The following is a 24,831-nucleotide window of genomic DNA, read 5'->3' as shown; positions in this document are numbered from 1 at the left end:
ATGACGGTGTTCGACACGGGGAACCTTCCACAGGGGACGAGGACGGTCGCGGCATGCCGAGGGCATGCGTGATCCCTTCACGCGGTGGAGAGGGGTTCGTCAGCGGCGGGTGAAGCACCCGTGCCGCCCGGCGACTCATCCAGTTCTACCGACGCCCCACCGGCCTGGCAACGAGCCTTCCTACTACCCGTCCTCGCAGCCGGAGACCGACAGCCCGTCGACCGGTCGGCGGGCAGGAGGGCGGGCGCGGGCCGGGGCGGGGTACGGCCGCGGACCTTCGCGGCCTACTATCCGGGCTCGTATGTGACGTGGGTCCTGTGGGACGGCTCACCCCGGAGCCGCCCGAATCTCACCGAAAGTGATGACTCATACCCCACATGGACGCGAAGGCTTCCCACCTCCGACCGCACCGTCGAGGGCACGGGACGGTCATCGCGTTCGAGTACCCCATCGGGCGTTATGGATGTTCTCCGCGTCCGAAGGAATCCGCGTCGGACATCACACCGGATTCGATTCCGGTTTCGTGATCGATTTTGGCTACCCGGGCATGGATGACCGCGCTGCCGTACGAGGTCAGGCTGGCGCGCAATTCGTTCCAACCCTCTTCGGACCCGGCGACCAGGCCGGCCATCAGCCGGCGCTGCTGCTCCACCACGAAGGGCCAGGAAGCGATCCCGATCAGGGTCATCAGCAGGTGGCCGACCTCTTGGGGTGAGGTGAGGGACAGCGCCTTGCAGAGGGCCTCGTTCTTGCTGAGGTAGTACGCGTGACGCTCTTCCTCGCCTGGAATCTCCGCGTCTCCGTAGTGCAGACCCTCCCACGCGAGCAGCCGCACCAGGCTCGGGTCGCGCCGGTGGTAGTCGAAGACCTGGCCCACGTATCGCTCAAGACCCTCCCGCGTCGTCGGCACCGGAACCCGCTCGCTCAAATCCTGATAGGCGCAGGCCAGGACCTTGGAGAAGAGCTGTTCCTTGCTACCGAAGTAGGAGTACAGACGCTGTTTGTTCGCCGCAGCCTGCTCGGCGATGCGGTCCACACGGGCGCCCGCGATGCCGTACGTGGCGAACTCCTGGCGGGCTGCGTCCAGGAGGCGGGTCGGCGTGTCGCGAGTCGGATCATTGGCCATGCGTCGAGCCTAGCACGAAAACCAACTAGATGGTTGGTCGCAACCAACTAGATGGTTGGTCGCAACCAACTAGATGGTTGGTCGCAACCAACTAGATGGTTGGTGCCAACCAACTAGATGGTTGCGCCCTCTCCAGCGTTCCCCTAGTGTCGATGACGTCAGCCCGGCCGGCGCCTCCGCCAAGGCCCCCGGGGCCGGGAACCGCCAGGCGTCGCGACGGTGCGCGATCACCCGCGAATTCCCCTCTTCCGTCTGCTCATCGCCCGGAAAACCTGTCGTGCCACGCAGTGCCACGCGGTTCCACTACCGAGGAGTTAGTCATCAATCATCCGATCCAGAGCATCGTCCTGGTCGGGGACCGGTTTATCGGTTTCGCCGCACAGGAAAACGTATTCACCGTCTCCCAGTTCATCGACGACCTGCGCCGCGGCGCATACGCGACGGAAGGCGACCCGGTCCTCGTCGAGAGTGCGCAGGGCGTCTCCGAGTCCGATGTGTTGCTCATCGTCGAGGAACTGCGCCACCGCGGCCTGGACCGCGTACAGATCCGCCTCCAGCCCGCCGCCCTCAGCGGCGCCGGTGAGGTGCACAAGCACCAGGTGGCCAACGCGCTGATCGCGGACCTGCACCAGGTGAACGACGCGTTATTCGGAGCGGGACTACGGCTGCACAACGACAACGAGCTGTTGCTCGACCACCAGACCGGCCAGCACGTGCAGGGCATGATCGCCGTCGAGGCATCGCGGCAGATGTTCCTGGCCGTGACGGAGCGCTTCTTCGCGGCTCAGTGGCCGCAGCGCAAGTACTACTTCGTCATCGAGCACATGAACACCACCTTCGAGAACTTCCTCTTCCCGCTGTGTTCGACCATCGAGTACCGGATCACCGAGTCCCGCACGCAGGATCCGTCCCGCCTCTCCTTCCACTCCGAGGTCGGCATCCACCAGGCCGGCCGTCGCTCCTCCCTCACCCATCTGGCCTTCACCGCCTTCGATTCCGACGTGATCGAGGCCAAGGAGGACCGCCGCGCCCGCCAGGCCGTCGAGCACACGCTCCGGACCCCGGCCGCCGCCCTCTCCGGGGTCTGACCCACCCCACCCCGGCCCCCGGCCGTACCGGCCGCACTCCGCCGAACCCCGCCCCGCCCCACCACTCCACTCCACTCCATTGAGGAGCAGCCATGTCCGCATCACTCATCACCGCCGTGGAACTGTCCGTCAAGCCCGATCAGGTCGATGCCGCCGCCACCGCCTGGAAGGCCCACCACGCCGCATCCGCGTTCGAGGGCCGTGCCCTGTTCCGGAGCCTGGAGGGACCCGCCCTCCTGGAGCTGGCCCCCGTCGCCGGCTGGGAGCAGTTCCCCGATCTGCGCTCCGACTGGGCGCGACTGTGGGACGCACTGGCCCCGATGGCCGAGGGTGACTTCCGACGTCAGGTGCTGGGCTTCGTCGACGCGCCCAAGCAGGCCGACACCCCGCTGCCGCAGACCCCCTACGTACAGATGCGGCACATCGAGGTGCCGCCGCGGGTCCACACCTCGTACCGCGCCTGGCGCGAGGAGACGATCTACGACGTGGTGCGCACCGCCGACGAGGTCGAGGTCTTCGAGGCGTACCACTCCGTGCTGAGCACCGAGCCCGGTGTCATGTTCGTCTCCGGATTCAGCTGCGACCCGGCCGAGTACACGGCCGTGTTCACCTCCCCGCGCTACCAGGAGATCGTCCGGCAGGCCGGTGACCGTTTCATCGCCGGCGGCGAGCGCGGTCTCTACACGACGATCTGGGCCCGCGTGTCGTAACACGCCCCACGTCCTGCCCGTCACCGGCAGGACGCACGAAGGAAATCATGCGAAGGAGAGGAGAAGCGGATGGGACCGTCGCGCACCTACCAGCTGAGTCTCACCACTCAGGGGCCGACCTACCCGCCCAGTGAAGTGATGGACGGGAACGGCGACTTCGTCGTGATCGGCCGCATCAACCGTGACGACGGAACGGGCGGAGTGTCGAACGGCTGGGGATGCGCCATCGTGTCCGCCAAGAGCCCGCTGCCGCCGTTCGGTGGCAACGAGCCGTACCGCGTCGTCCGTGACCTGCCGGATCATCCCGGCCAGTTCAGCCCGGCCGACAACGCGATCGTGCTGCACACGCTGCCGTTGCCGCTGCCCTGCAGCAACTACCCGATGGTCTTCGCCCCGGAGCAGTTCCCCCACGCGTCCGAGGTGGTACGCCCGAGCTACCCCTTCCACCAGGTCGACGTGCCGGACCTGCGGGCCCAGGACGGGCCGAAGGTGACGGAACCGGTGACCCTCGGCACCTGGGGGCGGGCGCGCGGTGAGCTGGAGGTGCGACTGGCCGACGACGCGAAGTCCGCCGAGTTCCGCTTCGAGTTCGCCGGGATGCTCCCCAACAGCCTGTACACGGTGATGTCCCTACGGGCACGCGACCTGGACCCCGCGGGGCCGACCCGGCCCGGACCGCTCGGCGTACCCAACGCCTTCGTCACCGACCAGGACGGCAAGGGCCGCTACCGGGCGTCCTTGCCCGATCCCTTCCCGGCGCCCGGCACCGGCGGCAATCGCGTCGTCAACGTCATCGTGCTCTGGATGAGCTACCAGCAGAACTACGGCGGCGCGATCGGCCGCTTCGGCCTGGGCGGGGACATCCACGCCCAGCTGAAGCTGCAGGGACCCAGCTTCGAGGAATTCACGACCACCGGCTGACGAGAGGAACCACCATGCCGATCATCTCCGTGACGACCTGGCCCAGTGAGGACGAGGAGAAGTGCCGCGAGCTGATGGAGGAGCTCACGGAGACCGTCCACCGGGTCACGGGAGCACCCCGCGACCGGATCACGGTCTACATCCGGGAAGTGCCGCGCGACCGCTGGTCCGAGGGCGGCGCGGTCGGGTCCCACCCCGACTTCGCCCGACTCAGCCGGCTCAGCGGCTCCTCCACCGTCTGACGTCGCCCACGCCGGTCCCGGGGCCGGGCGCGATGCCCGGCCCCACCCGTCCCGAACCAGGAAGGACTTCCGCCATGAGCGCACACTCCTCCTCCGCCGACCACCACGACCGGATGGAGCGCGGGCTACGGACACTGCGCCGGATCGAAGCCACCGAGCGCCCCGGCATCCTCGACGGCTTCCAGGACATCGCCCCCGGCTTCGGCGAGCTGATCGTCGGCTTCGCGTTCGGCGACGTATGTTCCCGGCCGGGCCTGGAACTGCCGACCCGCCAACTCGTCACCGTCGCCGCGCTGACCGCACTGGGCAACGCCGCTCCGCAACTGGAGTTCCACGTCCGTGGCGCGCGCAACGTCGGTTGCGGCCGGCGGGACATCGTCGAAACGGTCCTGCACCTGAGTGACCACGCCGGATTTCCCGCGACGCTGGGAGCGCTGAACGTCGTCAGGACCGTCTTCGCGGCCGAGGCCGCGAACGCCGCCGCCGTCACCGGCCGGTCCGCACGCGCGCCGGGCGCGCGGACCCACGGCGGGCAGGGCGGGCAGGGCGGCCACGACGGGCAGGGCAACCACGGCGAGCAGGCCCTGGCCGCCGTGCGCGCCGTCGACCCGGCCCTCGCCGACTTCTTCGGCGAGAACGCCTTCGGCAACCCGGATCCCGCGACCCCGCCCGGCGGCCTCGATCCGCTCACCCGCGCGATCGTGTCCGTCGCCGCCTGCACGGCCATCGGCACGCGACGACAGCAACTCATGGCGCACGTGCACGAAGTCCTCGACGCCGGCGGCACCCGGCAGGACGCCGTCGAGACCATCCTGCAGATGGCGGTGTACGCCGGAGTCCCGGCGGCGGTGAACGGCCTCAACGCGGCGCGCGACGTCTTCCACACGCGATAGGCCGGCAACGCCGCGACCGGGCCGCGCGCCCGCACACCATCGGGCCACGACCGAGCACGGGGCCACGACCCAGCGTCAGGCCACGACCGAGCCCCCACCGGGCCACGGCTCCTGCCCACCCCGCCCTGCCCCGGTCCCGGCCCCGGAACCACATCCCGAACCGAGCACACACCCGTATCCGAAGGAGGGACCCACCATGACCGCTCGTCCCTACCTCGTCTTCGCCGACGTGGACGAGACACTCATCCACCGCAAGAGCATGTTCGACTTCCTCCACTACCACCTGACCGGCCGGCACGGGCCCGCGGGGACCGCCGAGCACGACCGGCTCCTCGCCGGTTTCCAGCAGGCCGCAGCGGCCGGCACCCCGCGCGAGCTGATCAACCGCGCCTACTACGCCGCGTACGCCGGCGAGTCCGAGGCCACCATCGCCGCCTGGGGCGAGCGCTGGTTCGCCGAGCGTGCCGCGGACGGCCTCTTCATCGAAGGGACCCGGGACGCACTGCGCGCCCACCGCGAGGCGGGCGCCGAACTCGTCCTCGTCTCGGGGTCGTTCCCCGCCTGCCTGGACCCCGTGGCCCGGGCCGTCGGCGCCGGGCACCTGCTGTGCAGCCGTCCCCTCGTCGAGACGGACCCGGCCGGCCCGGGGACCGCCGGTACCTACACGGGCCTCATCGAGACCCCGATGATCGGCCCGCACAAGGCGGTCGCCGTACGCCGCTTCCTCGCCGACCGTCCGCACATCGACCCGCGCGACTGCTACGCGTACGGCGACCACCCGTCCGACCTGGAGATGCTCGCCTGCGTCGGGCACCCGGTCGTCGTCGGCGACGACCCCGCCCTGCGCGCCCTGCTCGATGCCCGGCCTTCCCCCACTCCTCTGGAGCACCAGCGATGACCGTGTACTCACCCGCCACGACCGCCGTCGGCATCATCGGATCCGGCTCGTACCTCCCGAACGAGATCGTGCCCAACTCCGTCGTCGCGGAACTGGCCGGAGTGACCGCCGAGTGGATCGTGCGCAAGACCGGCATACGGGAACGGCATCGCGCCGCGCCCCACGAGGCGACCTCCGACCTGGCCACCGCCGCCGCGCGCGCCGCGATGCACGACGCCGGGATCCACGCGCGCGACGTCGCCTGGGTGATCGTCGCGACCTCCACCCCCGACTACCCGCAGCCGGCCACCGCCTGCCTCGTGCAGAACCAGATCGGCGCGACCCGGGCCGCCGCCTTCGACATCAACGCCGTCTGCGCCGGCTTCGTCTTCGCCCTGCAAACCGGTGCGCAACTGCTGGCGGGCATCAGCGAGGACACCGACGCCAAATACGCGCTGGTCATCGGCGCGGACGTCTACTCGCGGATCCTGGACCACAGCGACCGCAAGACCGCGGTGCTGTTCGGGGACGGCGCGGGAGCCGTCGTGCTCGGCCCGACCCGCCCCGGGTTCGGCATCGTCGGGACCGGCACCAGCACCGACGGCAGCCTCCACGACCTGATCGGGGTCCAGGCCGGCGGCAGCCGCCACCCCGCCTCCGCGGGCACCCTGGCCGACGGGCAGCACTTCTTCAGGATGCGGGGGAGGGAGGTCCGCGACTTCGTCAACGAGCGCCTGCCCGCCGCCGTCCAGGGAGTGCTCGCCGCCCATGGCGTCGACCCGGCCGAGGTCAAACACTTCGTACCCCACCAGGCCAACGGCGTGATGGTCGGCGAGGTCATCCCCCACCTCGGGCTGCCCAACGCCCACGCCCACCTGCCCGTCGACCTGCACGGCAACACCGGTGCCGCCTCCATACCGCTCGCACTCGACCACGCCAACCGCTCCGGCGCGCTACGGGACGGCGACCTGGTGCTGTTGGCCGGCTTCGGCGGCGGAATGGGAGTCGGCACGGCCCTGGTCCGCTGGGACGCCACACCGCCCCGTCACCCGGCTGGGCCGTCGCACTCCGCGCAGCTCGTCGGGAGCGTGGCCCGATGAACGGACTCGTCACCGTCCCGGCTTCCGCGTTCCGCTCCGTCCCCGTGCCCGACGCGCTGTGCGCGGTGCCCGGATGCGCCGTCGCCCACTGGTCGATGGGACGCGACGTCCTCGACGCCGATCCCTGCACCCACGGCTGGAGCCCCGGAGCCCGGACCGACACCCCCACCCCCGCTCCCACGGGCGGCCCGTCCGCCCCCACCCTCGACCACGGAGACCGGTAGCCATGACACAAAGCTCCTCCACCCTCACCCCGGACAGGCAACGCCCCGAGGCCGCGGCCGCTCCCGGCCCCGGCACCTCACCGGTGCGTGCCTGGCTGGCCGTGATCGCCCTCTCCCTGGGCACGTTCTCCTTCGTCACCACCGAGACGCTCCCCATCGGACTGCTGCCGTCGATCGGCGCGGGCGTGGACGTCTCCGTCGGCACCGCCGGCTTCCTCGTCACCGGTTTCGCCGCCGTCGCCGCGATCACCGCGGCGCCGCTGACCACCCTGTGCGGGCGCGTCGACCGCAAATGGCTGCTGGCCGGGCTGCTCGTCATGTACGTCGTGGGCAACCTGCTGGCCACCGTCGCCTCCTCGTACGGCGCCCTGCTGTCCGCCAGGGTGCTGGTGGCCCTCGCCCACGGCGTCTTCTGGTCCATCGCCGCGGCCATCGCGGTCCGACTGGTACCCGAGCGGCACGCCGTTCGGGCCACCGCACTCGTCCTCGGCGGGATCTCGCTGGCCTCGGTGCTCGGCGTCCCGCTTGGCACCATGATCGGTCAGCGGTCCGGCTGGCACACCGCGTTCGCCGCCGTCGCCGCGATCGGCTTCGTCGTCCTCGTCGCGGTGCTGCTCCTGTTGCCGAACCTCCCCGCACAGGGCAGCGGAAGCCTCGCCGCCCTGCCGCGCGTCCTGCGCAACGGACGGCTGCGCGTCGCCGTCGCGGTCACCGCGCTGGTGATGATCGGCCACTTCCTCGCCTTCACCTACATCGCCCCCTACCTGGAACAGATCACGGGGATCAGCGAAGGCATGGTCGGCGTCCTGCTCCTGGTCTTCGGAGCCGCCGGGTTCGCCGGCAACTTCCTCGCGGGGGCCGTGGTCGGCCGCTCGGTGCACGGCACCCTGACGGGCGCCCTCGTCCTGATGACCGTCTCGCTCACCCTGCTGTGGGCCTTCGGCGACTCCCAGCCCGCGGCGATCACCCTGCTCGTCCTGTGGGGCCTGGCCTTCGCGGCCCTGCCCGTCGGCCTGCAGACCTGGGTGCTGCAACTGGCGAAGGAAGAGTCCGACGCCGCCTCATCGCTCTACGTGGCCGCCTTCAACGGCGCCATCGCCGTGGGATCCCTCGCGGGCGGACTGCTCGTGGACTCCGCCGCCGGACCGCGCGCCGTGACCGCCGTCGCCGCCGCGCTGACCGTCTGCGCCCTGCTCACCCTGCTGCTCTCCGCCCGCGGCACGCGCAGCCGCGAGCGCGTACCGTCCCCCACCCCCACGAGCGGCTGACCCCCCGCCCTGCCGCGCGCACCCGAGACACACCCCCACTCGAACACAGGAGAAGCCCCTCATGGACCACCGCACCCTCGGCACCGCAGGACTCCGGGTCTCGGCGATCGGCCTCGGCTGCATGGGCATGTCCGCCTACTACGGGACCAGCGACGAGACGGAGTCGATCGCCACCATCCGCCGCGCCCTGGACACCGGAGTGACGTTCTTCGACACCGCCGACGCCTACGCCGCCGGCCGCAACGAAGAACTCCTCGGCCGCGCCCTCAAGGGGCGCCGCGACGAAGCGGTGGTGGCCACCAAGTTCGGCATCCGCGGCGTCGGGCCCGGCGGCACGGCCGGCGGGGCCGTGATCGACTCCAGCCCCGCCTACGCCCGGCAGGCGTGTGACGCGTCCCTGGCCCGGCTGGGCGTGGAGAGCATCGACCTCTACTACCTGCACCGCCGCGACCCCGACACCCCGATCGAGGAGACCGTCGGCGCCATGGCGGAACTCGTCACCGCCGGCAAGGTCCGGCACCTGGGCCTGTCCGAGGTCAACGCCGACACCCTGCGCCGTGCCCATGCCACCCATCCCATCACCGCCCTGCAAACCGAGTACTCCCTGTGGGAACGGGACGTGGAGAGCGACATCGCCCCCACGGCCGCCGAGCTCGGCATCGGACTCGTGCCCTACTCGCCGGTCGGCCGGGGATTCCTCACCGGGGCCCTCACCTCCCTCGACCAACTGGAACCGGACGACTACCGCCGCAACGACCCCCGCTTCCAGGGAGAGAACCTGACCCGCAACCTCGCGCTCGTGGAGCGGGTCCGGTCCCTGGCCGGCCACATCGGCTGCACCCCGGTCCAGCTGGCCCTCGCCTGGCTGCTCTCCCGAGGCCCGCAGATCGTTCCGATCCCCGGCACCCGGCGGATCACCTACCTGGAGGAGAACGCCGGCGCGGCAGACCTGCACCTCACCACGGCCCAGCTGCACGAACTGGAGCAGGCCCTCCCGGCGACCGAGGTGTCGGGAGAACGCTACGCACCCGCGGCCCTGCGCCTGCTCAACACCTGACCCCCCGTGACCGTACGTCCCGTCCCTCGGCGTCGTGACCCGTCCCACGGCGCCGACGTCCCGAGTCCGCGCCGTGCAGTAGGCGAGGCGAGTCGGTTCGAGTCGCCCCGCCCCGACCCTCCCGCGGTGTTCAGGTCGTGTGCGTCGGGGTGGGGCGTCCGAGGAGGACCGCCTGCTCCGCCGGGGTGAGGGCCGGGCCGTCCAGGGGCGGGAGACGGGGGCCGCGGAAGGCGGCCAGGAGGACCCGGGGATGGGCCAGGACCGCGCCGCCCGCCTGCAGGGTCATGACGTCGGTCAGGGCCTTGACGACGGTGAAGTCCGAGCAGGCGGTGGTGATGAGGCGGCTGACGTACCGGGCGGTGAGGCGGTCGGCGAAGTGGGGTTCCTTCGCGACCGAGTGCGGGAAGGCGGCGTCCTGGCCGGCGGCCAGGAGCCAGGCGGCGGCCGCCGGGCGGCCGATCGCACGCTGTGCGCGCCGTGCGAACCCCTTCGACGTGATGTCGCTCTTCGACGCCAGGTCCCGCAGCGCCCGGGCGCCCTGGGCCACCACGGACATCCCGTGTCCGTAGACCGGGTTGAGCGCGGTGGCGGAGTCCCCGAGCGCGACGAAGCCTTCGACGCGGGACTTCTCGTAGTGGCGCCGCCGGTTGGACGTGTTCCGGTTGACCGTCACCGGGCCGAGGGGCTCGGCCCGGTCCAGGAACTCCGCTATCAGGGGGCTCCGCAAGTGCCGGGCGAACTCCAGGAACTCGGAATCCGCGCTGGTGGGTTGGCCGCCGCGGGTGCCGGAGAGGCTGACCAGCCACTCGCCCCCCTCGATGGGAAGGACGGTGCCACCCGTCCCGGGCACGGCCTGACGGGCGTCGGCCTGGATGTTGATGACAGGCCAACCCGCGGTGTCGACGGGCGCGTCGTAGCGGCGGCTCGCATAGGTCACCCCCGCGTCGACGACGGTCTCGCGAACGGCCGGGATCCCCAGCTCGGCCAGCCAGTTCGGAGCGCGCGAGGAGCGGCCGGTGGCGTCGATGACCAGATCGGCCTCACGGACCTCCTCCGTACCGTCCCGGTGTCGGATGACCGCGCCGGTGACCCGGGAACGGGTGCCGAGGAGGCGTACCGGCTCCGCCTCGGGCACCAGCCGGACCCCCGGCAGCGCCAGGGCGCGGGTGCGCACGGCCCAGTCGACCAGGTCGCGGCCGGCGCTGATGAGGTACTGGGTTTCGGGCCAGGCCCGCCGGTACCAACCGCCGGGGGAGAGGCAGACCATGCCGTTGGGGATGGGTATCCGGTGCGCGCCGGCGTCCGACCACATCTGCGTGGTCCCGGGCAGGAGCGATTCGATGGCTTCGGCCCCGCCCGACCAGAGCAGGTGGGCGTGACGGGCCTGCGGCAGTCCACGGCGCGTTCGCGGCCCGTCCGGCAGGGCGTGCCGTTCAACGATGTCTATGTCTATGTCTATGTCTATGTCGATGTCGGCAGCGGTGCCGCCACCGGCACCGTGTCGGGCGAGCGCGGCGGCGGCCAGGGTGCCGCTCAGCCCGCCTCCGAGGATCAGGACTCGGGCGCGAGAGGGGGGCCTACCGGCCATGCGGGTCTGCTTTCTGCCCCGGCATTGGCCGGTATGGCGGAAGTCGAGTGGGCTTTGATGGTGAGCCCTAGAATCCGATGATGATCAGTGCCCGCTTCGTCGGTGGTCCGCTCGCGGGCATCGAGGGGATCCAAGCCACCGAGGTGGCCCTGGCTGCGCACAGCGGTAGTCGCGAGATCGGGCGCTACCTGCGGGGCCCCGACGACGACGGCGTGGCGGTCTACCGTTGGGTGCCGGCCCCGGAAGTGCGGGAGGGCGACCTCCCGGATCCGGCCTGAACCACGCCGCGGTTCACGGCGGCGTCTGCCGGACCGGAGCCGCGACAGCACCTGCGTCCCCGTCAGGGACCGGGCCCGTGACGGCACTTGCCTCCGGGCCCGCGACCGGAGCCGGGACCGCGACAGCGCCCCCGTCCGAGCCCCCGCCCGAAACCGGGCCCGAGCCCCCGCCCGACGCCGGGTCGCCGGCCGGCTCCCGGGGCGTGGCCGGCTCCGGCGCCGGGTGCTGCGCCAACCACCGCCCGTACGCGCGGGTCAACCCCCGGTTGCGCAGGGCGTCGAGGACGAAGGCGAGGCGGGCCGAGGTGCGGGCGCGCGGTGCGAGGCCCCGGGAGACGCGGCTCATGTGGCTCCGTACGAGGGCCAACACGCCGGCGCTGGCGATGTCCCGGTCACGCCACGTGAGGCGCGGCGCGGCGACCTCGATGTCCTCGCCCTTCTCCCAGCGCGCGGGGAGGTCGGGCCGCAGGGCGAGAGCGGTGGCCAGCCCGACCATGGCGAACCCGCTCGCCAGGACCCGTTCCGCGGACGCGCGACGCCCGATGCCGCCCGTCAGCATGAGCGGCATCGGCGCGGACGCGACGAGCCGCTCGGCGATGGCGAGGAAGTACGCCTCCCGGCCGAGCGTCCTGTCGTCGGCCGTGCGGCCCATGGTCGCGGCGCTCTCCACGCTGCCGCCCGAGAGTTCCACCAGGTCCACGTCGAGGTCCTTGAGGAAGGCGAGCACCTGCTCCACCTCGTCGACGTCGAAGCCGCCGCGCTGGAAGTCCGCAGTGTTGATCTTGATGCTCACGGCGAAGCCGTCCGACACCTCCGCGCGAACGGCGCGCACCACGCTCAGCAGCAGCCTGGCCCTGTTCTCCAGGCTGCCGCCCCACCGGTCGGTGCGGCGGTTGACCAAGGGGGAGAGGAACTGGCTGAGGAGGTAGCCGTGGGCCGCGTGGATCTGGACGCCGTGGAAGCCGGCCTCCTCCGCGAGGCGCGCCGTTGTCGCGAACCGTTGGATCGTCGCCTGGACGTCCGCTTCGGTCATGGCCGTCGGCCGGGCGAAGACGCGCGTGTGCTTGCCGAGGTTCACACCGATGTCGGACGGGGCCCACGCGACACCGGGCAGGTCCGCCCGTACCTGCCGACCGGGATGGTTGATCTGCATCCAGACCTGACAGCCCCCCGAACCGGCGGCGGCCGCCCAGCGGCGGAACGGGGCCAGGTCGCTTCCGGCGTCGAGCACGATCGTTCCCGGGGAGGTGAGGGCCCGACGGTCCACCATCACGTTTCCGGTGATGATCAGCCCGCTCCCGCCGCGCGCCCAACTGCGGTAGAGCTCCTCGATCTCCGGCCCGGGCAGTTGTCCGGGCTGACGGGCCAGACTCTCCTCCATGGCCGCCTTGGCGATCCGGTTCGCGATCCGGCTGCCGTTGCGCAGCACGAGAGGTGTGGACAGGTGCATGAAATCTTTCCTCCGGATGTCGTCACGTGAAGTCCCTGGGTGGCCCGCGGGTACGGCCTCGAAGCCCGGCCCACGCGCCACTCGCCCCGAGCCCAGTCCTGCCCGACCCGAGCCCTGTCCTGCCCTGCCCGAGCCCTGTCCGGCTCGCCCCGGGCCCTGTCCTGCCCTGCCCGAGCCCTGTCCGGCTCGCCCCGGGCCCTGTCCTGCCCTGCCCGAGCCCTGTCCGGCTCGCCCCCGAGCCCTGTCCTGTCCCGCCCGAGCCGCGCCCGGCTCGACCGCGTCCCGTCCGGTTCGCGCCTCGCCCCGTTCGCCCCGCGCCGCCCGCGCCCGGCTCGCACCGGTACCGCGCCGGTTCATCGGTCCCGCAGCCGCAGTAGCCGACCCGCCGCCGTCCGTACGCGGGCGAGACGCGCGGCGAGGCTCGGGGTGACGGGCTTGAGCTGGCTGCCGCCCATGGGCCCCGTCTGCGGATCGGACCACAGCTGGGCGACCTCCTCGGCGATCGCCTGTTGGGCCCGTCGGGATGCCGTCGGATGGCTGATGCCGCGTCCGAGCGCCACGCGCAGCGACCTGGCCGCGGCCTCGGTGGCCAACTGCCCCCGCGCGTCCAGGGGGCTGAATGTCGCCAGGGCGTCGCCGATGACGACGAAGCCGCGGGGTCCGCGGATGCGCTCGTACCGGTGCCAGCGCGTCGACGTCGGCGCGACGACGACCTCGCCGGCGGGCTCCGCCCCGGCGATGAGCCGGCCCACGCCGGGGTCGGACAGGGCCAGCGCGGCAGCGGCGAACGCGTCCCCGCCGGTGATCCGTTCTCGATCGGGGGCGGTCTGCGTGACGGTCCACAGGCCGTTCTCGATCGGGACGAGCACCGCGCTGCGCGCTCCGTCCGCGACGGAGGTGAGGGCGACGTCCTCCTGCCCCTCCGGTGCCCAGTACCTACGGCTGGCCATGAACCCGGCCGTGCCGCGCGTGGTGACCGGTACGGCGGCCACCCCGAGCTCACCCAGCCAGGTCGTGGTGAGCGCGTCGGCGCCGCTCGCGTCGACCACCAGCTGCGCCGTGACCTCCCGCTCCGTCCCGTCGTCGAAGAGGACCCGCGCCCCCAGCACCGCGGACTCGTCGCCGATCAGCCCGACGGCCCGGGCGTCATCGAGTACGGCGGTGCTCCGCTCGTGCGCGGGGTTGGCGACCACGACCTCGCGCAGCACCTCGGTCAGGAGGTCACGGCTGCACGTCAGCACCTCGCGGGTTCCCCAGGCCCGCGGCCGCGTGCGGGACAGGTGGGCGCCCGCCGCGGGGAGGGGGAACGTCCGCGCGCCGCGGCGCCGCAGCATCGCGCCCGAGCCGTACGCCAGGTCGTTGACGTCCCACATGCCACCGATGTGGAGCACCTCGCCGTGCTGGGCGGCCGCCGCGGCACCCACCGCCCGCGGCTCCCGCACCGGCGCGGTCGCCGCCGCCGCGGTCGCCTCCGTTGCCCCGGTCGCCTCCGCCGCCTTCGGCCCGCTGTCGGAGCGGCCCGCGAGCACGAGTACGTCGTAGCCGGCCAGGGCGACCACGGATGCGGCCAGCAGGCCCGCGTACCCCCCACCGATGATCAGGGCTTCGACGTGCTCCGGGGGTGTGGTGGTCATGGCTGTCTCTCTGTGGAGGATCTCTGAGCGGCGGACGTGGTGCGGGCTCGCGGCCCCTTCTCCGGTGTCATGCACGGGGCTCGGCGAGTGCTGCCGACTGCCGCGTCACCTCCACCCGCGAGGAGCGCAGCATGGCGTCCGACATGTCGAGGAGATCGTCGGAGTCCTCGATGGAACTGACCGTCCACCGAAGCTCCGGCGCGACCGCGGGCGCCGAACGCCCCTTCCCGATGACCGCCCGGGCTATTACGCAGGCATCGGCCTCGCTGCGGGCCCGCCCGCTCTCGGAGCCCTCGGCCATGGCGAGGGCGTAGACCTTCGCGCCGGTCGCCCGGTCGAACCAGGGCGTCAGCCGCAACACCGCGTCGAAGATGTCCCTCTCACGCTGCATCAGCCGGTGCTCCACGGGCTGCCACCAGGCCATGGGCGGCGGGCTCGTACGAGGTATCTCCGGACGGATCTCCGACCACAGTGGCTGGAGCCGGCGAAAGCGGCGAAGAGCCCGCCACCGGTAACCGGCGCCCTGTCCGAGGGGCGGCAGGACGAATCCGCCGGCGATCAGGAAGGCGCTGAAACCGGCGATGGAGAAGGCGACCTGGGTGCTCAGCCAATCCCAGTCGTGGCCGAGCCAGCGGGCGACGATCGCCGTGTACTTCAAGAGGTCGTAGGCGAAGGTGCAGGCCGCGCCCGCGGTGATGAGCAGCAGCCCGCCCTTCAGGGTGCCGGGGACCTGCCGCGACCAACGCCAACTGAGCACCATCATGGTGACGGCCGCCACGCTGTGCGCCGCCAGGTAGAGCAGGACCATCTCGCGGATCCAGAGGGTGCTGGAGTAGTAGGTGTCCAGGTCACGGAGCCGCTCGACCGGCGCGTCACCCCACGCGAACAGGGTCCAGATCGCCAGGACGACCAAGGCGTAGGTCGTCAGGCACAACCGGGTCTGCCGCCGGGTGACGCGCGCCTCGTCGTTCCCCCGCCAGTGGATCAGCAACACGATCGTGACGGCGTCGAACGCGGTCAGGATCGAGTAGACGATGGGCGCCGCGATGTTCGGTACGCCGAACAGCGCGTTGATGGCCGCGAGGTGGGGCGGAGCGGCGGTGACGAACAGGAGCGCGCCGACGACGAGGGTCGCGGTGACGGCCCTCAGCAGCGGGTCGCGCGGGTTCTTCCGTAGCGCCCACGCCTTGATGGCTGCCGCGATCAACAGACCGCCCGCCGAGCACAGGTACGCCGTTCCCGCGTTCACCGAGGGCTGCCCTGCGCCGCGTCGAGGGGAATGGGCATGATCAGTTGCTCTCCGAGCGGTCGGCGCCGACGGGGGAGCCGGAACGGTGGATCTTGGAGAACTGGATGCTGAGTCGGGCCAGACCGTTCGTTCCGGAGACGCGGGTGGGAATCGCGGAGTTCCCGTCGGCGGTCACCGGAATCCGCCCCGACGTCCGCACCGCGGCGACCTCCACCGCCGCGTTCGCCCCCGCCCCGGCCGTCACCGCTGCCCCGGCCTCCGCCGCCTCCGCGGCGACCAGGGCCGCGTGGATCGTCGCCGCCTCGGCGAAGATGATCGCGGCGTCCGGCGTGCAGCCGTGCGAAGAGGCGTAGCGCTCGGCGGCCTGGCGGCGACCGGTGTCCAGGTGGGGCGCCAGATTGAGCAGCCGGTCGGCGATCTCGGTGGACCGGGCCATCGCCCGGATCTCCAGCGACGCGGTGCGACGGATGCGCATGGGCTTCCCCGGCCCCGAGAAGGGTTCGAGCGCACGCCACAGGGGCTCCATCGCCCGGTAGGCCCGCCAGGAGACCCACATCGACCCCAGCCGCGGCCCGACGACCGGCAGCAGGAACCCGACCGTGGTCATGGCCGCGCCCAGTCCCGCCAGCGGAGGGGCGATGTCGGTGCTGAGCGCGTCCCAGGCGTCCGTCCCGGCCCAGCGGGCACCCACGGCCAGGAACTTGAGCAGGGCGAACGAGAGGGTGAGCCCGAACGCGGTCACCAGGATGACCAGACCCCAGTGGGTCCACGCCGCTTGGAGCTCGCGCAGTTCCCGCGCCCATCGCCAGCACTTCGTCGCCACGACGAGACTCGTGGCGGTGTGCGAGGTCAGGTAGAGAACGATCATCTCCCGGACGTACGGGGTGTTGGCGTAGAAGGTGTCGAAGTCGCGCTGCTGCTCGATCGGTACGTCGCTGAGCGAGAAGAGCACGCAGAACGTCGCCATCACCACGCCGGTCGCCGCGATCCACAGCCTGGTGTGCCGTCGGACGGTCTCCTCGGCCCCACCGCGCCAGTGGATGAGGAGCACGAGCGACCCGCACGCCAGGCAGGACAGGATGCAGTAGACGATGAGCGCCGAGATGTTCGGGACACCGGTGATCCGGTTGACCCGCTCGATCGTGGGCGGAGCGCCGAACACGAAGCCGGCCGCCGAACACGCGAGGATCACCAGGATCGACTTCGACATCGGCGAGTGCCAGGTGTGCCAGAACGAGGGCGACTTCACCACCAGGGCGATCGCCAGGACGGCGGCGGGTATGTAGTAGTCCGATCCGGTCATGCTCAGTAGCCTCTGCCCAGGCTCGACTGGATCCGGCCGGCCAGACCGGTGATGGGTACGGCGCCGCCACCCTGGAGGTACTCCCGCAGTCGGGATCCGAGCTGGAGCCCGAAGTTCTCCGCGTCGCTCTCCTCCTCGGTGTTGACGTGGCTCCTCGCGGCCATGGCCATCAGGTCGTCACCGGCCAGATCACCGCCGAGCGACCGGGCGGCAGCCGTGGCCACGTCACTGTGGATCCGGTGTGATCCCTGTGATCCGTGTGATCCCTGTGTTCCGTCTGATCCGTGGGTTCCGTGTGACAGGCAGCCACCCATCAGGGTGTGCCAGATCTCGTGGGCAAAAATGACGAACTGGTGCAACGTAGTGGTCTTACTCTCGATGATGATGACGACTCGGTCGTCGAAGGTGGCGGTGAGACCGCTGGCCGTCTCTTCGGGGAACTCGCGGAAGCGCAGGAGGACCGGACGGTACGGCAGCTCGTCGCGGTCCGCGTTGAACCGCCGCTCGACGTCGGCCCTCAGTACCTCGAACAACTGGTCCGGATCCGAGGGGATCGGCCGTTCCAGACCCGCGAGGATCTCGTCGCAGAGCCTCGCGATCTTCCGTTCCGTCGACCGTCGCGTGAGGTGGTGCTTCGGCGCGACGAGCAGGCTCTTGGGGCGGATCGCCCTCCCGAGAGCCGCGAACACCCCTGTGGGAAGGTCCGCCCTCTGCCGCTCGCTCATCCGAATGCCCTCACTCTGCGTTCCTTCCGAAGGGCGGTGGAGCCGCGGCCGCCCGCCTTCCGCTGTGGTGCTGTGCGCTGTGGTGCTGTGGTGCTGGGACCGAAGGTCCGGGTCGGCCGCCCGCCCGGGTTCCCGCCCCGGCCTCAAGGGGCGGAGCTCTCCTGGGTGATCGCGTCAACGAAGGCCATCAGCGCCGTCTCCAGGTTCGGTGGCAGTTCCTTGTCGCCGAGACGGAGTTGGATCTGCAAGGCGTAACGATTCTTTACCGCGTGCGCAGGATTCCTGAGGTGCGCCGTGAGCTCCGGGATGACCTTGCTCTCCAGCACCCGCCTCAGCGCCTCGGGCGGAGTGTGGGTGAAGTACTCCATGGGGACGTCGAAGAACCGGGCCAGACCCGCTCCGTGCCAGATGTTCGGCGTGCTCCGGTTCAGGAGCTTGCCGTGCCACTGGGGTGTCATCCCACTGCCGGCGGCGATCTCGGCGGTCGTGTACTGACGCCGGTTGCCGGTGTCCCCGTCCACGGTCAGCCGGGTCTCCCTCAGGAACGCGATGCGACGGGCCAGTTCGGCCGGCCCGCTCACCGGCGACGCGACGGGTTCGCCGTCGAGCAGTCGCCGGATGTCCGCCTCCGCGAGGGAGGTGTGGAACGAGAGGGCCGCCAGGTTGAAGGCGGACGCTCTGTCGAGCCCCGACTCCCGCCGAAGCACTTCGACTTCACTCACGGTCTCGGCGAGCTGTTCGTACCCGTCGTTCATGGACCCTCCGGACGGGATGGAAGGGGAACACGTGGTCCGGTGGGGCCCGAGACCTGCGGGAGGCAACTAGATCACGGAAACGGTCGGCTCCGCAATGAAACGATCGTTTCACCTGGCTCGATCGCACGCCCCACCGCCCGGGCTCCCGAGGCGGTTCAGTCGCGCGGAGGAACCGACTTGTCGACATGGGAGAGAACCCGCGTCGCGCCGACCCGCGGGTCAGGCGAGGGCGGTGACCAATAGGGTGAAGGCAACGATGATGACGGCGACGCGGACGTAGTGCCAGCGGTCCCAACGGTTCATCTGCTCCTTCCAGTCCGCGGGCCGGTTCTCGGGGGTCCACTTCTTGGTCCGGTTGTTGATCGGGACCAGCAGCAGGATCGACATGACCACGCTGACGATCAGCAACGCGCCGGCGGTGACGACCAGGCCGGCGCCGGGGCGGTCCCATCCGGCGACGGCCCAGATCGCGGCGAGGACGAGCGAGCCGATGTACCAGACCGGCATCACGGCGCCGAGCATCCGGCCCCCGTGGGCCCGGCCGAGTTGGCCGCTGTCCTCGGGCAGGGCGCCGAGGATCCGGTTGATGACGAACGCGACGGAGAACTCCACCCCCACCATGACGCCGACGACCACGGTGGTGACGATCCCAAGTGCGTTGAGCATGACGACCCCTTCGGAAATCTAGTGCCGCTAGGTGTTGATGCAACGCTAGCCCTACTGCCGCTTGCTTGTCTAGCGGTGCTAGGATCGAATCATGTCGGTACAGGAACGCAAGGCACGTGAACGGGCGGACCGCGAGCGCCTCATCGTGGCGACGGCGCGCGAACTCGCCGAGCAGCAGGGTTGGGACGCGGTCACCACCCGTCGGCTCGCCGAGCGCATCGAGTACAGCCAGCCCGTCCTCTACAGCCACTTCCGCGGTAAACGGGAGATCATCGGCGCCGTCGCCCTGGAGGGCGCCGCCGAGCTGGCCGCGGCGGTCCGGGGCGCGGCCTCCGCCGCACCCGGCCCGCGCGACCGGGTCGCCGCCCTGGCCCGCGCCTACCTCGACTTCGCCGAGCGCAACCCGGCGCTCTACGACGCCATCTTCCAGCTCGACGGTGGGCTGCCCTTCGCGCGGGAGGACACCCCGGAGCCGCTGAAGGACGCCTTCGCCGCCCTGCTGGAGACCTTCGGCGAGGTCGCCGGGGACGGCGTCCACCCGGGGTTGTTCACCGAGGTGTTCTGGGCGTCCCTGCACGGCCTGGCGACCCTGGCCAGGGCGGGACGGCTGCCGCCGGAGGCCGCCGGGGAGAGGGTGGAGCTCCTGGTGGACCGGCTCGCCGTGCTCTGACCCGCCGACCCGGTGGGCGCTCGCGAATATTTGACCGATCGTTTCAATATCGTTTAGAGTTCGAGCGTGGCCAGAACCAAGGAATTCGACCCGGAAACCGCGCTGCAAGCAGCCCTGGAGCTGTTCTGGCGGCGCGGCTACGAGGCGACCTCGATGGCGGACCTCGTCGAGCACCTCGGCATCGGGCGCGCCAGCATCTACGCCACCTTCGGCAACAAGCACGAGCTGTACCTCAAGGCGTTGGACCGGTACAACGAGAACCGTGACGCGACCCTGCTGGGCGAACTGTCCCAGCCGGGTCCCGCGCTGCCCGCCGTACGTACGCTGGTGCGGCGCTTCGCCGCCGAGGCGAACGCCGACGACCGGCGGTTGAAGGGGTGCTTCGTCACCAATGCGGCCGCCGAGCTCGGCGCGCACGACGCGGCGGCGGCCCGCCGGGTCGAGTCGAGCTGGGACCACGTCGAGACCCTGCTGCACTCGGCGCTGGTACGGGCCCGCGCGCAGGGCGAGCTGCCCGAGGACCGCGATCCGCGCGCGCTCGCGCGGATGCTCCTCGTGCTGATGCAAGGCCTGCGCGTGGTCGGCAAGGCGTCGAGCGACCCGGGTCGGGTGCGGGACGCCGCCGAGCAGGCGTTGGGGCTGCTGGACTGAACGTCACCCCTGGGGAGGGGTGCTTCGTCATGACCGAATTATGGAACGTTCAGTCAAATATAGGGGGAGAAGTGACCACCACGCAGGGCCGTGACACCACGATCGAAGCCGCCGCCAGAGGCCCCGCGCCCGGCCCCGCCTTCGCGCTGCTCGGCACCGTGCAGACGTCGTTGATCTTCACGCTCACCGCGCTCGTCGTGCCCCTGCCCCGGATCGGTCGCCAATACGGCCTCGACCGGGACGACTTGATCCTCCTCAGCGCCGCCTACGGACTGACCTTCTCCGGGCTGCTGCTCTTCGGCGGCCGCGTCGCCGACCGTCTCGGCGGGCGTCGCGCCCTCCGCGCCGGGCTGCTCGTGTTCGCCGCGGCGTCCCTCGCCGCGCTGCTCGCCCCGGGACCGCAGACACTGCTCACCGCCCGCTTCGCGCAAGGGGCCGGCGCCGCGCTCACCGCACCCGCCGCCATGGCCGTCCTGCGCGCGGTCTTCCCCCGATCCGCCGCGTACGGAAAGGCGATGGCCACCTGGGGCGGGCTGTCGGTCCTCGGCGCGACCGCGGGGAACCTGCTCTCCGGGGTCATCTCGGCGCTCGCGCCCTGGCGCCTGACCCTGGCCTTCCCGGTGGCGGTGGCCGCCTTCGCGCTCGTTCTCGCCCCGAGGCTGCTGCCCGCGACCCCGGCCGGCACGGGCCGTTCCCTCGACCTGCCGGGTGCGCTGCTCGCCACCACCGGCATCACGCTGGCCGGCTACGGCCTCGTCCTCACCGACGCCCACCCCTGGGGGTCCGCCGCGGTCCTGATCCCCCTCCTCACCGGAGCCGCGCTCCTCATCGGGTTCCTGCTCGCCGAGCGCCGCGCCCCGGACCCGCTGCTCCCGCTCGGCTTCCTCCGGGACCGCCGCCGGGGGCTCGCGCTCGCCGCCATCGGCCTGACCGCCGCCGGGACGGCCATGACGTTCGTCCTGCTCTCCCTCCAACTCCAGCAGGACCGCGGCTGGTCGGCGTTGCAGACCTCCGCCGCCTTCGTCCCGTTCGCGGTGGCCCTGCTCGTCTCCGGGCGCGCGGCGGGCCCGCTCATCGCCCGGTACGGGGCGCCGGCCGTCACCGCCTCCGGGCTCGCGATCGCCGCGACGGGGCTCGTGCTGCTCGCCCTCACCGGCTTGACCCCGCACGCTCCGTACGCGTACGGGCTGCTCCCCGGCCTACTCCTGCTGCCGGCCGGAGCGGCCGCCGCGTTCGCCGGGGCCGCCGTCCTGGCGACCGACGGGGTGGAGCCGCACCGGACCGGGCTCGCGGGCGGCGTCATGAACACCGCGATGGAACTGGGCCCGACCGTCGTACTCGCCGCCCTGCTCACCCTCGGCTCCGACGCCACCTCACTCGCCGCGACGGCAGCCACGCTCGCCGCCGCCGCTCTCCTCAGCACCCGCACCAAGTAACCCGCGCAACCGCGCAACCGCGTACCAACCAAGGGAGTCATCACCATGAACGCACGCTTCACCGGTAAGACCGTCCTCGTCACCGGCGCGGGCTCCGGCATCGGCCGGGCCATCGCCCTCGCTTTCGCCGCCGAGGGGGCCGCGGTGGTGGCGGCCGGACGTACGGCCGCCCCGCTCGACGAGACGGTCGCCCTGATCGAGAAGGAGGGCGGCACGGCAGCCGCCGTCACCGCGGACGTGACCCGCTCCGATGAGGTCAGGGCCCTGGTCCGACGCACCGTCGAACACTTCGGCAGCCTGGACGTCGCCGTCAACAACGCGGGTGTCTTCCGGGGCGGCGCACCCATCGCCGATCTCCCCGAGGAGGATTGGCGCACCCTGCTCGACATCAACGTCACCGGTGTCCTGCTGAGCCTCCAGGCCGAAGTCGCCCGGATGCGCGACCAGCCCACCGGCGGCGTGATCGTCAACATCTCCTCCAACCTCGGTACGCACACCCGCATCCCGGGCGTGGCCGGCTACATCGCCACCAAGGCGGCCGTCACCGCCCTGACCCGGGCCGCCGCCCTGGACCACGTCGCCGACGGCATCCGCATCAACGCGGTCAGCCCCGGCCCGGCCGCCACCACCATGTCGCTCCGGCCCGGGGAGACCGACGCCGACCGGGCCGCCCGGATGAAGCGTGAGGTGCCTCTGGGTCGGGTCTCCTCCACCGCGGAGGTCGCGGCAGCCGTGCTGTACCTGGCCTCGCCGGACGCCGCTTCGGTCGTCGGCACCGACCTGGTCATCGACGGCGGCATCTCCGCCTGACCGAGGCCTTGCCGTGCCGCACACCGCCGCCGACGGCCGGCGCAACGGCTGACACACCCGCGACCAAGTCGAGGAGGGCCCTGAGCATGCCCCGTGGCCCCCATCCTCTTGTGTCCGCGGGTGTCCTCCGTGGGACGCGTCCTCCGATCACGCCGACGGGGGGAGTTGTTCGCGCACCCATGCGGGATCGGGGTTGGTGTGGGGTCGGCCCGCCACGAAGACGGTCGGCACGGTCTCGTCGCCGTCGTTGGCCGCCCTCACCGCCGCGGCTCCTGCCGGGTCGCGCCAGATGTTGACCCAGTGCAACTGGCGGGCGCTGCGGCCCAACCGGATGCGCATGCGTATGCAGAACGTGCAACCCGGCCGCCAGAAGACGACCGGTCGACCGTCGACCGCGCTGCGGCGTTGTGCCTCCCGCGCACCGATCGACCTCGGGAACAGCAGGGGTGAGGTCACGGCGGCGAGCGCCAGGAATGCCGGCAGGAGCGCTGCGGCCGGGCCGAGGCTCCCCCGGAGGACCTGACCGGCCGCGACGGCCGCGCCGCAGAGCACGAGCAGTATCGGCAGGACCCAAGCGCGCATCATGGTGCCGCATGCTACCGATCGACCGTGAGCGACTGGACACGGCGCGGGACCGCGCCGGCCGGTCGTGAGTGCCGTAGGCCGCGCACGCGAGACCTACGCCGCCGCCGGCACGAGGAGATGGATCCGTGACCGGCACCGAGCCGTGACGCACGCTCTGGAAGGAATACGAGGAGCCCGACGACCGGGGAGCCGTCGGGGACGCCTGCGACGGCATCCGGCTCTTCACGGGAGACCACAGCCCGGAGCCCGCGACCACGACCACGATCGCCCTCGCCCTCGCCGGACCGGAAGCAGCCGAGGGCCTCCGTGACGCCACGCAAGCCGACCGGGCCGTCTACACCCCGCAGCAGGCTGCCGTGGTCGCCTCCGCCCTGTTCGCCCAGGTGAACGCGATGGCGGACACCTTCGCTTCCCTCCGCCGGCTGATCCAACAGGCCGCAGACCGTCACGAGACCGCGTTCCCTCCCCGAAGCGGCCGACCACCTGACGCGGGCCGCCGCAGCCGTCACCTCCACCGACCACTTGGGCGCGGGCGTCGTGGACGCCCTGAACGCCTGCCCGGACCTCGGCCGGCTCCCCGACAACGCGCACGAGACCCTCGTCCCCCTTGCCGCCCTCCTCGGTCCCGCTGACACTGATCCGGGCCGCACCCGACGCGATCTCCTGACCAGGACCAGGACCAGGACCAGGACGAAAGGGCTGTGGGAGGCGCCGCGAAACGCAGCCCTTGATCAGGGCGCACACCCGCCGCGTCGCGGCGGGGGGTGACGAGCCCGCGCGCCCCGGCCCCTGTGCGCGCGCCCGTTACCCCACCGCGGACAGCCTCTCGCGCGGCGAGCCCCGTCGCGGTCGGTTCTCCCGCTCCGAGAAGGTCATCCGACGCGGACGGTGACCGCGGGGAGGGGGATGGTGGAGAGGTCCAGCTGGAGCCCGGTCAGGGTCAGGTAGGTCTGCGAGTCGGTCAAGGCGGAGGTGGTGGACGGCGCCTGGGCCTTCCCGCGCGTGTGCACCAGCAGGTACCAACCCCCGCGCCGGTAGCTGCGGGAATCGGAGGGGTTCGGGCGGTCGCCGTTCGGGTTCAGCGTCCAGCCCTGGCGTTCCAGGTCGGCGCAGATCGCGTTCATCTCCGCCTGCACGGTGGCCATTTCGCGGGCGGCCATCCAGCCCGTCCTGTTCGCGGCGGCGTCGGCCGCGACGGTCGGGCGACCCTGCGCCGGGTCGAGGCCCGCCGCGCTGATCGCGGTTCGCATCACCTCGTCCACGGCGTCCCGGGTCAGGGGCGGTGACGTGGACTCCGGTACGGGCGCCTCAACGGACGGGGACGGCGTGGGCACGGGCGCGCCCAGGTGGACCCGCCCGTCATCGTTGATCTGGACCTGGTTCGGCAGGAGTACGGCGGCCATCCCCACGATCAAGGTCGTGGCCAGCCCGATCCATACCCTCTTCAACAACGCGTTCAACGCGGAACTCCCCCCGAGTGATCATTCAGAGGGAGTGTCACACAGCCCGCCCAGCACCCGTCACC

At 71.6% G+C, this 24,831-nt stretch carries 26 protein-coding genes; 15 read left to right on the top strand and 11 right to left on the bottom strand.

All coding sequences use genetic code 11. From position 1 onward, the window contains the following. Nucleotides 1–457: 457 nt before the first annotated feature. Nucleotides 458–1,126, bottom strand: coding sequence for a TetR family transcriptional regulator (locus AB0D46_RS30035; protein ID WP_362882084.1), 669 nt, complete (start codon nt 1,124–1,126; stop codon nt 458–460). Between the two features lie 287 nt (nt 1,127–1,413). On the opposite strand from AB0D46_RS30035, the gene AB0D46_RS30030 reads away from it, so the two are divergent. The 10 genes from AB0D46_RS30030 to AB0D46_RS29985 all read left to right on the top strand — a co-directional run bounded on the left by AB0D46_RS30030 (nt 1,414) and on the right by AB0D46_RS29985 (nt 9,506). Beyond that, nucleotides 1,414–2,214: an AfsA-related hotdog domain-containing protein gene (locus tag AB0D46_RS30030; RefSeq protein ID WP_362882082.1), complete on the top strand. Its 801-nt coding sequence runs from the start codon at nt 1,414–1,416 to the stop codon at nt 2,212–2,214. A 92-nt stretch (nt 2,215–2,306) separates the two neighbouring features. Further along, complete coding sequence (locus AB0D46_RS30025; RefSeq protein ID WP_362882080.1) at nt 2,307–2,924, top strand: hypothetical protein; 618 nt, start codon at nt 2,307–2,309, stop codon at nt 2,922–2,924. A gap of 69 nt (nt 2,925–2,993) precedes the next feature. Further along, nucleotides 2,994–3,845 carry a hypothetical protein gene (locus AB0D46_RS30020; protein ID WP_362882078.1) on the top strand — a complete coding sequence of 284 codons (852 nt, stop codon included), beginning with the start codon at nt 2,994–2,996 and terminating at the stop codon, nt 3,843–3,845. Between the two features lie 14 nt (nt 3,846–3,859). Continuing rightward, nucleotides 3,860–4,087, top strand: a complete 228-nt coding sequence (locus AB0D46_RS30015) for a tautomerase family protein (RefSeq protein WP_362882077.1) — start codon at nt 3,860–3,862, stop codon at nt 4,085–4,087. 74 nt (nt 4,088–4,161) lie between these two features. Then, nucleotides 4,162–4,980, top strand: a complete 819-nt coding sequence (locus AB0D46_RS30010; RefSeq protein ID WP_362882075.1) for a carboxymuconolactone decarboxylase family protein — start codon at nt 4,162–4,164, stop codon at nt 4,978–4,980. 196 nt (nt 4,981–5,176) lie between these two features. Next, nucleotides 5,177–5,878 carry an HAD-IB family hydrolase gene (locus AB0D46_RS30005; RefSeq protein ID WP_362882074.1) on the top strand — a complete coding sequence of 234 codons (702 nt, stop codon included), beginning with the start codon at nt 5,177–5,179 and terminating at the stop codon, nt 5,876–5,878. Next, a complete protein-coding gene (locus tag AB0D46_RS30000) occupies nt 5,875–6,957 on the top strand; it encodes a beta-ketoacyl-ACP synthase 3 (protein ID WP_362882072.1) in 1,083 nt (360 codons plus the stop codon). The genes AB0D46_RS30005 and AB0D46_RS30000 overlap by 4 nt, the downstream gene beginning before the upstream one ends. Next, complete coding sequence (locus AB0D46_RS29995) at nt 6,954–7,181, top strand: hypothetical protein (RefSeq protein WP_362882070.1); 228 nt, start codon at nt 6,954–6,956, stop codon at nt 7,179–7,181. The genes AB0D46_RS30000 and AB0D46_RS29995 overlap by 4 nt, the downstream gene beginning before the upstream one ends. 2 nt (nt 7,182–7,183) lie before the next feature. Beyond that, nucleotides 7,184–8,449 (top strand): MFS transporter, encoded by a 1,266-nt coding sequence (locus tag AB0D46_RS29990; protein WP_362882068.1) that lies wholly within the window; start codon nt 7,184–7,186, stop codon nt 8,447–8,449. Nucleotides 8,450–8,510: 61 nt separating this feature from the next. Beyond that, nucleotides 8,511–9,506, top strand: a complete 996-nt coding sequence (locus AB0D46_RS29985; protein ID WP_362882067.1) for an aldo/keto reductase — start codon at nt 8,511–8,513, stop codon at nt 9,504–9,506. Between the two features lie 130 nt (nt 9,507–9,636). On the opposite strand, the gene AB0D46_RS29980 is transcribed toward AB0D46_RS29985, so the two are convergent. Then, a complete protein-coding gene (locus tag AB0D46_RS29980) occupies nt 9,637–11,094 on the bottom strand; it encodes a pyridine nucleotide-disulfide oxidoreductase (RefSeq protein WP_362882065.1) in 1,458 nt (485 codons plus the stop codon). Nucleotides 11,095–11,174: 80 nt separating this feature from the next. Between AB0D46_RS29980 and AB0D46_RS29975 the strand changes: the two genes are divergently transcribed. Continuing rightward, nucleotides 11,175–11,372 (top strand): hypothetical protein, encoded by a 198-nt coding sequence (locus AB0D46_RS29975; RefSeq protein WP_362882064.1) that lies wholly within the window; start codon nt 11,175–11,177, stop codon nt 11,370–11,372. Between the two features lie 13 nt (nt 11,373–11,385). Here the strand turns inward: AB0D46_RS29975 and AB0D46_RS29970 are convergent, their stop codons facing one another. From AB0D46_RS29970 to AB0D46_RS29940, 7 genes are all read right to left on the bottom strand, one after another. Then, nucleotides 11,386–12,822, bottom strand: a complete 1,437-nt coding sequence (locus AB0D46_RS29970) for an NADH:flavin oxidoreductase/NADH oxidase family protein (protein ID WP_362882062.1) — start codon at nt 12,820–12,822, stop codon at nt 11,386–11,388. A 353-nt stretch (nt 12,823–13,175) separates the two neighbouring features. After that, the gene (locus AB0D46_RS29965) at nt 13,176–14,456 is read right to left on the bottom strand and encodes a hypothetical protein (RefSeq protein ID WP_362882060.1); all 1,281 of its coding nucleotides are present in this window, start codon (nt 14,454–14,456) and stop codon (nt 13,176–13,178) included. Nucleotides 14,457–14,523: 67 nt separating this feature from the next. After that, nucleotides 14,524–15,705 (bottom strand): MAB_1171c family putative transporter, encoded by a 1,182-nt coding sequence (locus tag AB0D46_RS29960; RefSeq protein WP_362882058.1) that lies wholly within the window; start codon nt 15,703–15,705, stop codon nt 14,524–14,526. A 40-nt stretch (nt 15,706–15,745) separates the two neighbouring features. After that, a complete protein-coding gene (locus AB0D46_RS29955) occupies nt 15,746–17,008 on the bottom strand; it encodes an MAB_1171c family putative transporter (protein WP_362882056.1) in 1,263 nt (420 codons plus the stop codon). A 2-nt stretch (nt 17,009–17,010) separates the two neighbouring features. Next, on the bottom strand, nt 17,011–17,733 hold the full coding sequence (locus tag AB0D46_RS29950; RefSeq protein ID WP_362882055.1) for a hypothetical protein: 723 nt from the start codon (nt 17,731–17,733) through the stop codon (nt 17,011–17,013). A 143-nt stretch (nt 17,734–17,876) separates the two neighbouring features. After that, entirely contained in the window at nt 17,877–18,488 is a 612-nt protein-coding gene (locus tag AB0D46_RS29945) for a hypothetical protein (protein WP_362882053.1), read from the bottom strand. Between the two features lie 219 nt (nt 18,489–18,707). Further along, the gene (locus AB0D46_RS29940) at nt 18,708–19,154 is read right to left on the bottom strand and encodes a DUF1772 domain-containing protein (RefSeq protein WP_362882051.1); all 447 of its coding nucleotides are present in this window, start codon (nt 19,152–19,154) and stop codon (nt 18,708–18,710) included. Nucleotides 19,155–19,245: 91 nt separating this feature from the next. Between AB0D46_RS29940 and AB0D46_RS29935 the strand changes: the two genes are divergently transcribed. From AB0D46_RS29935 to AB0D46_RS29920, 4 genes are all read left to right on the top strand, one after another. Further along, nucleotides 19,246–19,824: a TetR/AcrR family transcriptional regulator gene (locus tag AB0D46_RS29935; RefSeq protein WP_362882050.1), complete on the top strand. Its 579-nt coding sequence runs from the start codon at nt 19,246–19,248 to the stop codon at nt 19,822–19,824. A gap of 66 nt (nt 19,825–19,890) precedes the next feature. Continuing rightward, the gene (locus AB0D46_RS29930) at nt 19,891–20,475 is read left to right on the top strand and encodes a TetR family transcriptional regulator (RefSeq protein WP_362882048.1); all 585 of its coding nucleotides are present in this window, start codon (nt 19,891–19,893) and stop codon (nt 20,473–20,475) included. Nucleotides 20,476–20,576: 101 nt separating this feature from the next. Next, complete coding sequence (locus AB0D46_RS29925; RefSeq protein WP_362882086.1) at nt 20,577–21,911, top strand: MFS transporter; 1,335 nt, start codon at nt 20,577–20,579, stop codon at nt 21,909–21,911. Between the two features lie 45 nt (nt 21,912–21,956). Continuing rightward, nucleotides 21,957–22,721, top strand: coding sequence for a glucose 1-dehydrogenase (locus tag AB0D46_RS29920; protein ID WP_362882046.1), 765 nt, complete (start codon nt 21,957–21,959; stop codon nt 22,719–22,721). Nucleotides 22,722–22,868: 147 nt separating this feature from the next. Here the strand turns inward: AB0D46_RS29920 and AB0D46_RS29915 are convergent, their stop codons facing one another. Then, nucleotides 22,869–23,306 (bottom strand): glutaredoxin domain-containing protein, encoded by a 438-nt coding sequence (locus AB0D46_RS29915; RefSeq protein ID WP_362882044.1) that lies wholly within the window; start codon nt 23,304–23,306, stop codon nt 22,869–22,871. An 872-nt stretch (nt 23,307–24,178) separates the two neighbouring features. After that, nucleotides 24,179–24,709 (bottom strand): hypothetical protein, encoded by a 531-nt coding sequence (locus AB0D46_RS29910; protein ID WP_362882042.1) that lies wholly within the window; start codon nt 24,707–24,709, stop codon nt 24,179–24,181. Between the last annotated feature and the right edge of the window lie 122 nt (nt 24,710–24,831).

The organism is Streptomyces sp. NPDC048383 (assembly GCF_040651775.1).
In the GTDB taxonomy this organism is placed as follows: Bacteria; Actinomycetota; Actinomycetes; order Streptomycetales; family Streptomycetaceae; genus Streptomyces.
The sequence above is the reverse complement of the archived record's forward strand: the minus strand, read 5'-3'. Positions and strand labels throughout refer to the sequence as shown.

Excerpts from the sequence above, each read along its gene's own strand:
- AB0D46_RS30035 (WP_362882084.1), bottom strand. The coding sequence starts at position 1,126 with ATGGCCAATGATCCGACTCGCGACACGCCGACCCGCCTCCTGGACGCA.
- AB0D46_RS30025 (WP_362882080.1), top strand. The coding sequence starts at position 2,307 with ATGTCCGCATCACTCATCACCGCCGTGGAACTGTCCGTCAAGCCCGAT.
- AB0D46_RS30020 (WP_362882078.1), top strand. The coding sequence starts at position 2,994 with ATGGGACCGTCGCGCACCTACCAGCTGAGTCTCACCACTCAGGGGCCG.
- AB0D46_RS30015 (WP_362882077.1), top strand. The coding sequence starts at position 3,860 with ATGCCGATCATCTCCGTGACGACCTGGCCCAGTGAGGACGAGGAGAAG.
- AB0D46_RS30010 (WP_362882075.1), top strand. The coding sequence starts at position 4,162 with ATGAGCGCACACTCCTCCTCCGCCGACCACCACGACCGGATGGAGCGC.
- AB0D46_RS30005 (WP_362882074.1), top strand. The coding sequence starts at position 5,177 with ATGACCGCTCGTCCCTACCTCGTCTTCGCCGACGTGGACGAGACACTC.
- AB0D46_RS30000 (WP_362882072.1), top strand. The coding sequence starts at position 5,875 with ATGACCGTGTACTCACCCGCCACGACCGCCGTCGGCATCATCGGATCC.
- AB0D46_RS29995 (WP_362882070.1), top strand. The coding sequence starts at position 6,954 with ATGAACGGACTCGTCACCGTCCCGGCTTCCGCGTTCCGCTCCGTCCCC.
- AB0D46_RS29990 (WP_362882068.1), top strand. The coding sequence starts at position 7,184 with ATGACACAAAGCTCCTCCACCCTCACCCCGGACAGGCAACGCCCCGAG.
- AB0D46_RS29985 (WP_362882067.1), top strand. The coding sequence starts at position 8,511 with ATGGACCACCGCACCCTCGGCACCGCAGGACTCCGGGTCTCGGCGATC.
- AB0D46_RS29980 (WP_362882065.1), bottom strand. The coding sequence starts at position 11,094 with ATGGCCGGTAGGCCCCCCTCTCGCGCCCGAGTCCTGATCCTCGGAGGC.
- AB0D46_RS29975 (WP_362882064.1), top strand. The coding sequence starts at position 11,175 with ATGATCAGTGCCCGCTTCGTCGGTGGTCCGCTCGCGGGCATCGAGGGG.
- AB0D46_RS29970 (WP_362882062.1), bottom strand. The coding sequence starts at position 12,822 with ATGCACCTGTCCACACCTCTCGTGCTGCGCAACGGCAGCCGGATCGCG.
- AB0D46_RS29965 (WP_362882060.1), bottom strand. The coding sequence starts at position 14,456 with ATGACCACCACACCCCCGGAGCACGTCGAAGCCCTGATCATCGGTGGG.
- AB0D46_RS29955 (WP_362882056.1), bottom strand. The coding sequence starts at position 17,008 with ATGACCGGATCGGACTACTACATACCCGCCGCCGTCCTGGCGATCGCC.
- AB0D46_RS29950 (WP_362882055.1), bottom strand. The coding sequence starts at position 17,733 with ATGAGCGAGCGGCAGAGGGCGGACCTTCCCACAGGGGTGTTCGCGGCT.
- AB0D46_RS29945 (WP_362882053.1), bottom strand. The coding sequence starts at position 18,488 with ATGAACGACGGGTACGAACAGCTCGCCGAGACCGTGAGTGAAGTCGAA.
- AB0D46_RS29940 (WP_362882051.1), bottom strand. The coding sequence starts at position 19,154 with ATGCTCAACGCACTTGGGATCGTCACCACCGTGGTCGTCGGCGTCATG.
- AB0D46_RS29935 (WP_362882050.1), top strand. The coding sequence starts at position 19,246 with ATGTCGGTACAGGAACGCAAGGCACGTGAACGGGCGGACCGCGAGCGC.
- AB0D46_RS29920 (WP_362882046.1), top strand. The coding sequence starts at position 21,957 with ATGAACGCACGCTTCACCGGTAAGACCGTCCTCGTCACCGGCGCGGGC.
- AB0D46_RS29915 (WP_362882044.1), bottom strand. The coding sequence starts at position 23,306 with ATGATGCGCGCTTGGGTCCTGCCGATACTGCTCGTGCTCTGCGGCGCG.
- AB0D46_RS29910 (WP_362882042.1), bottom strand. The coding sequence starts at position 24,709 with ATGGCCGCCGTACTCCTGCCGAACCAGGTCCAGATCAACGATGACGGG.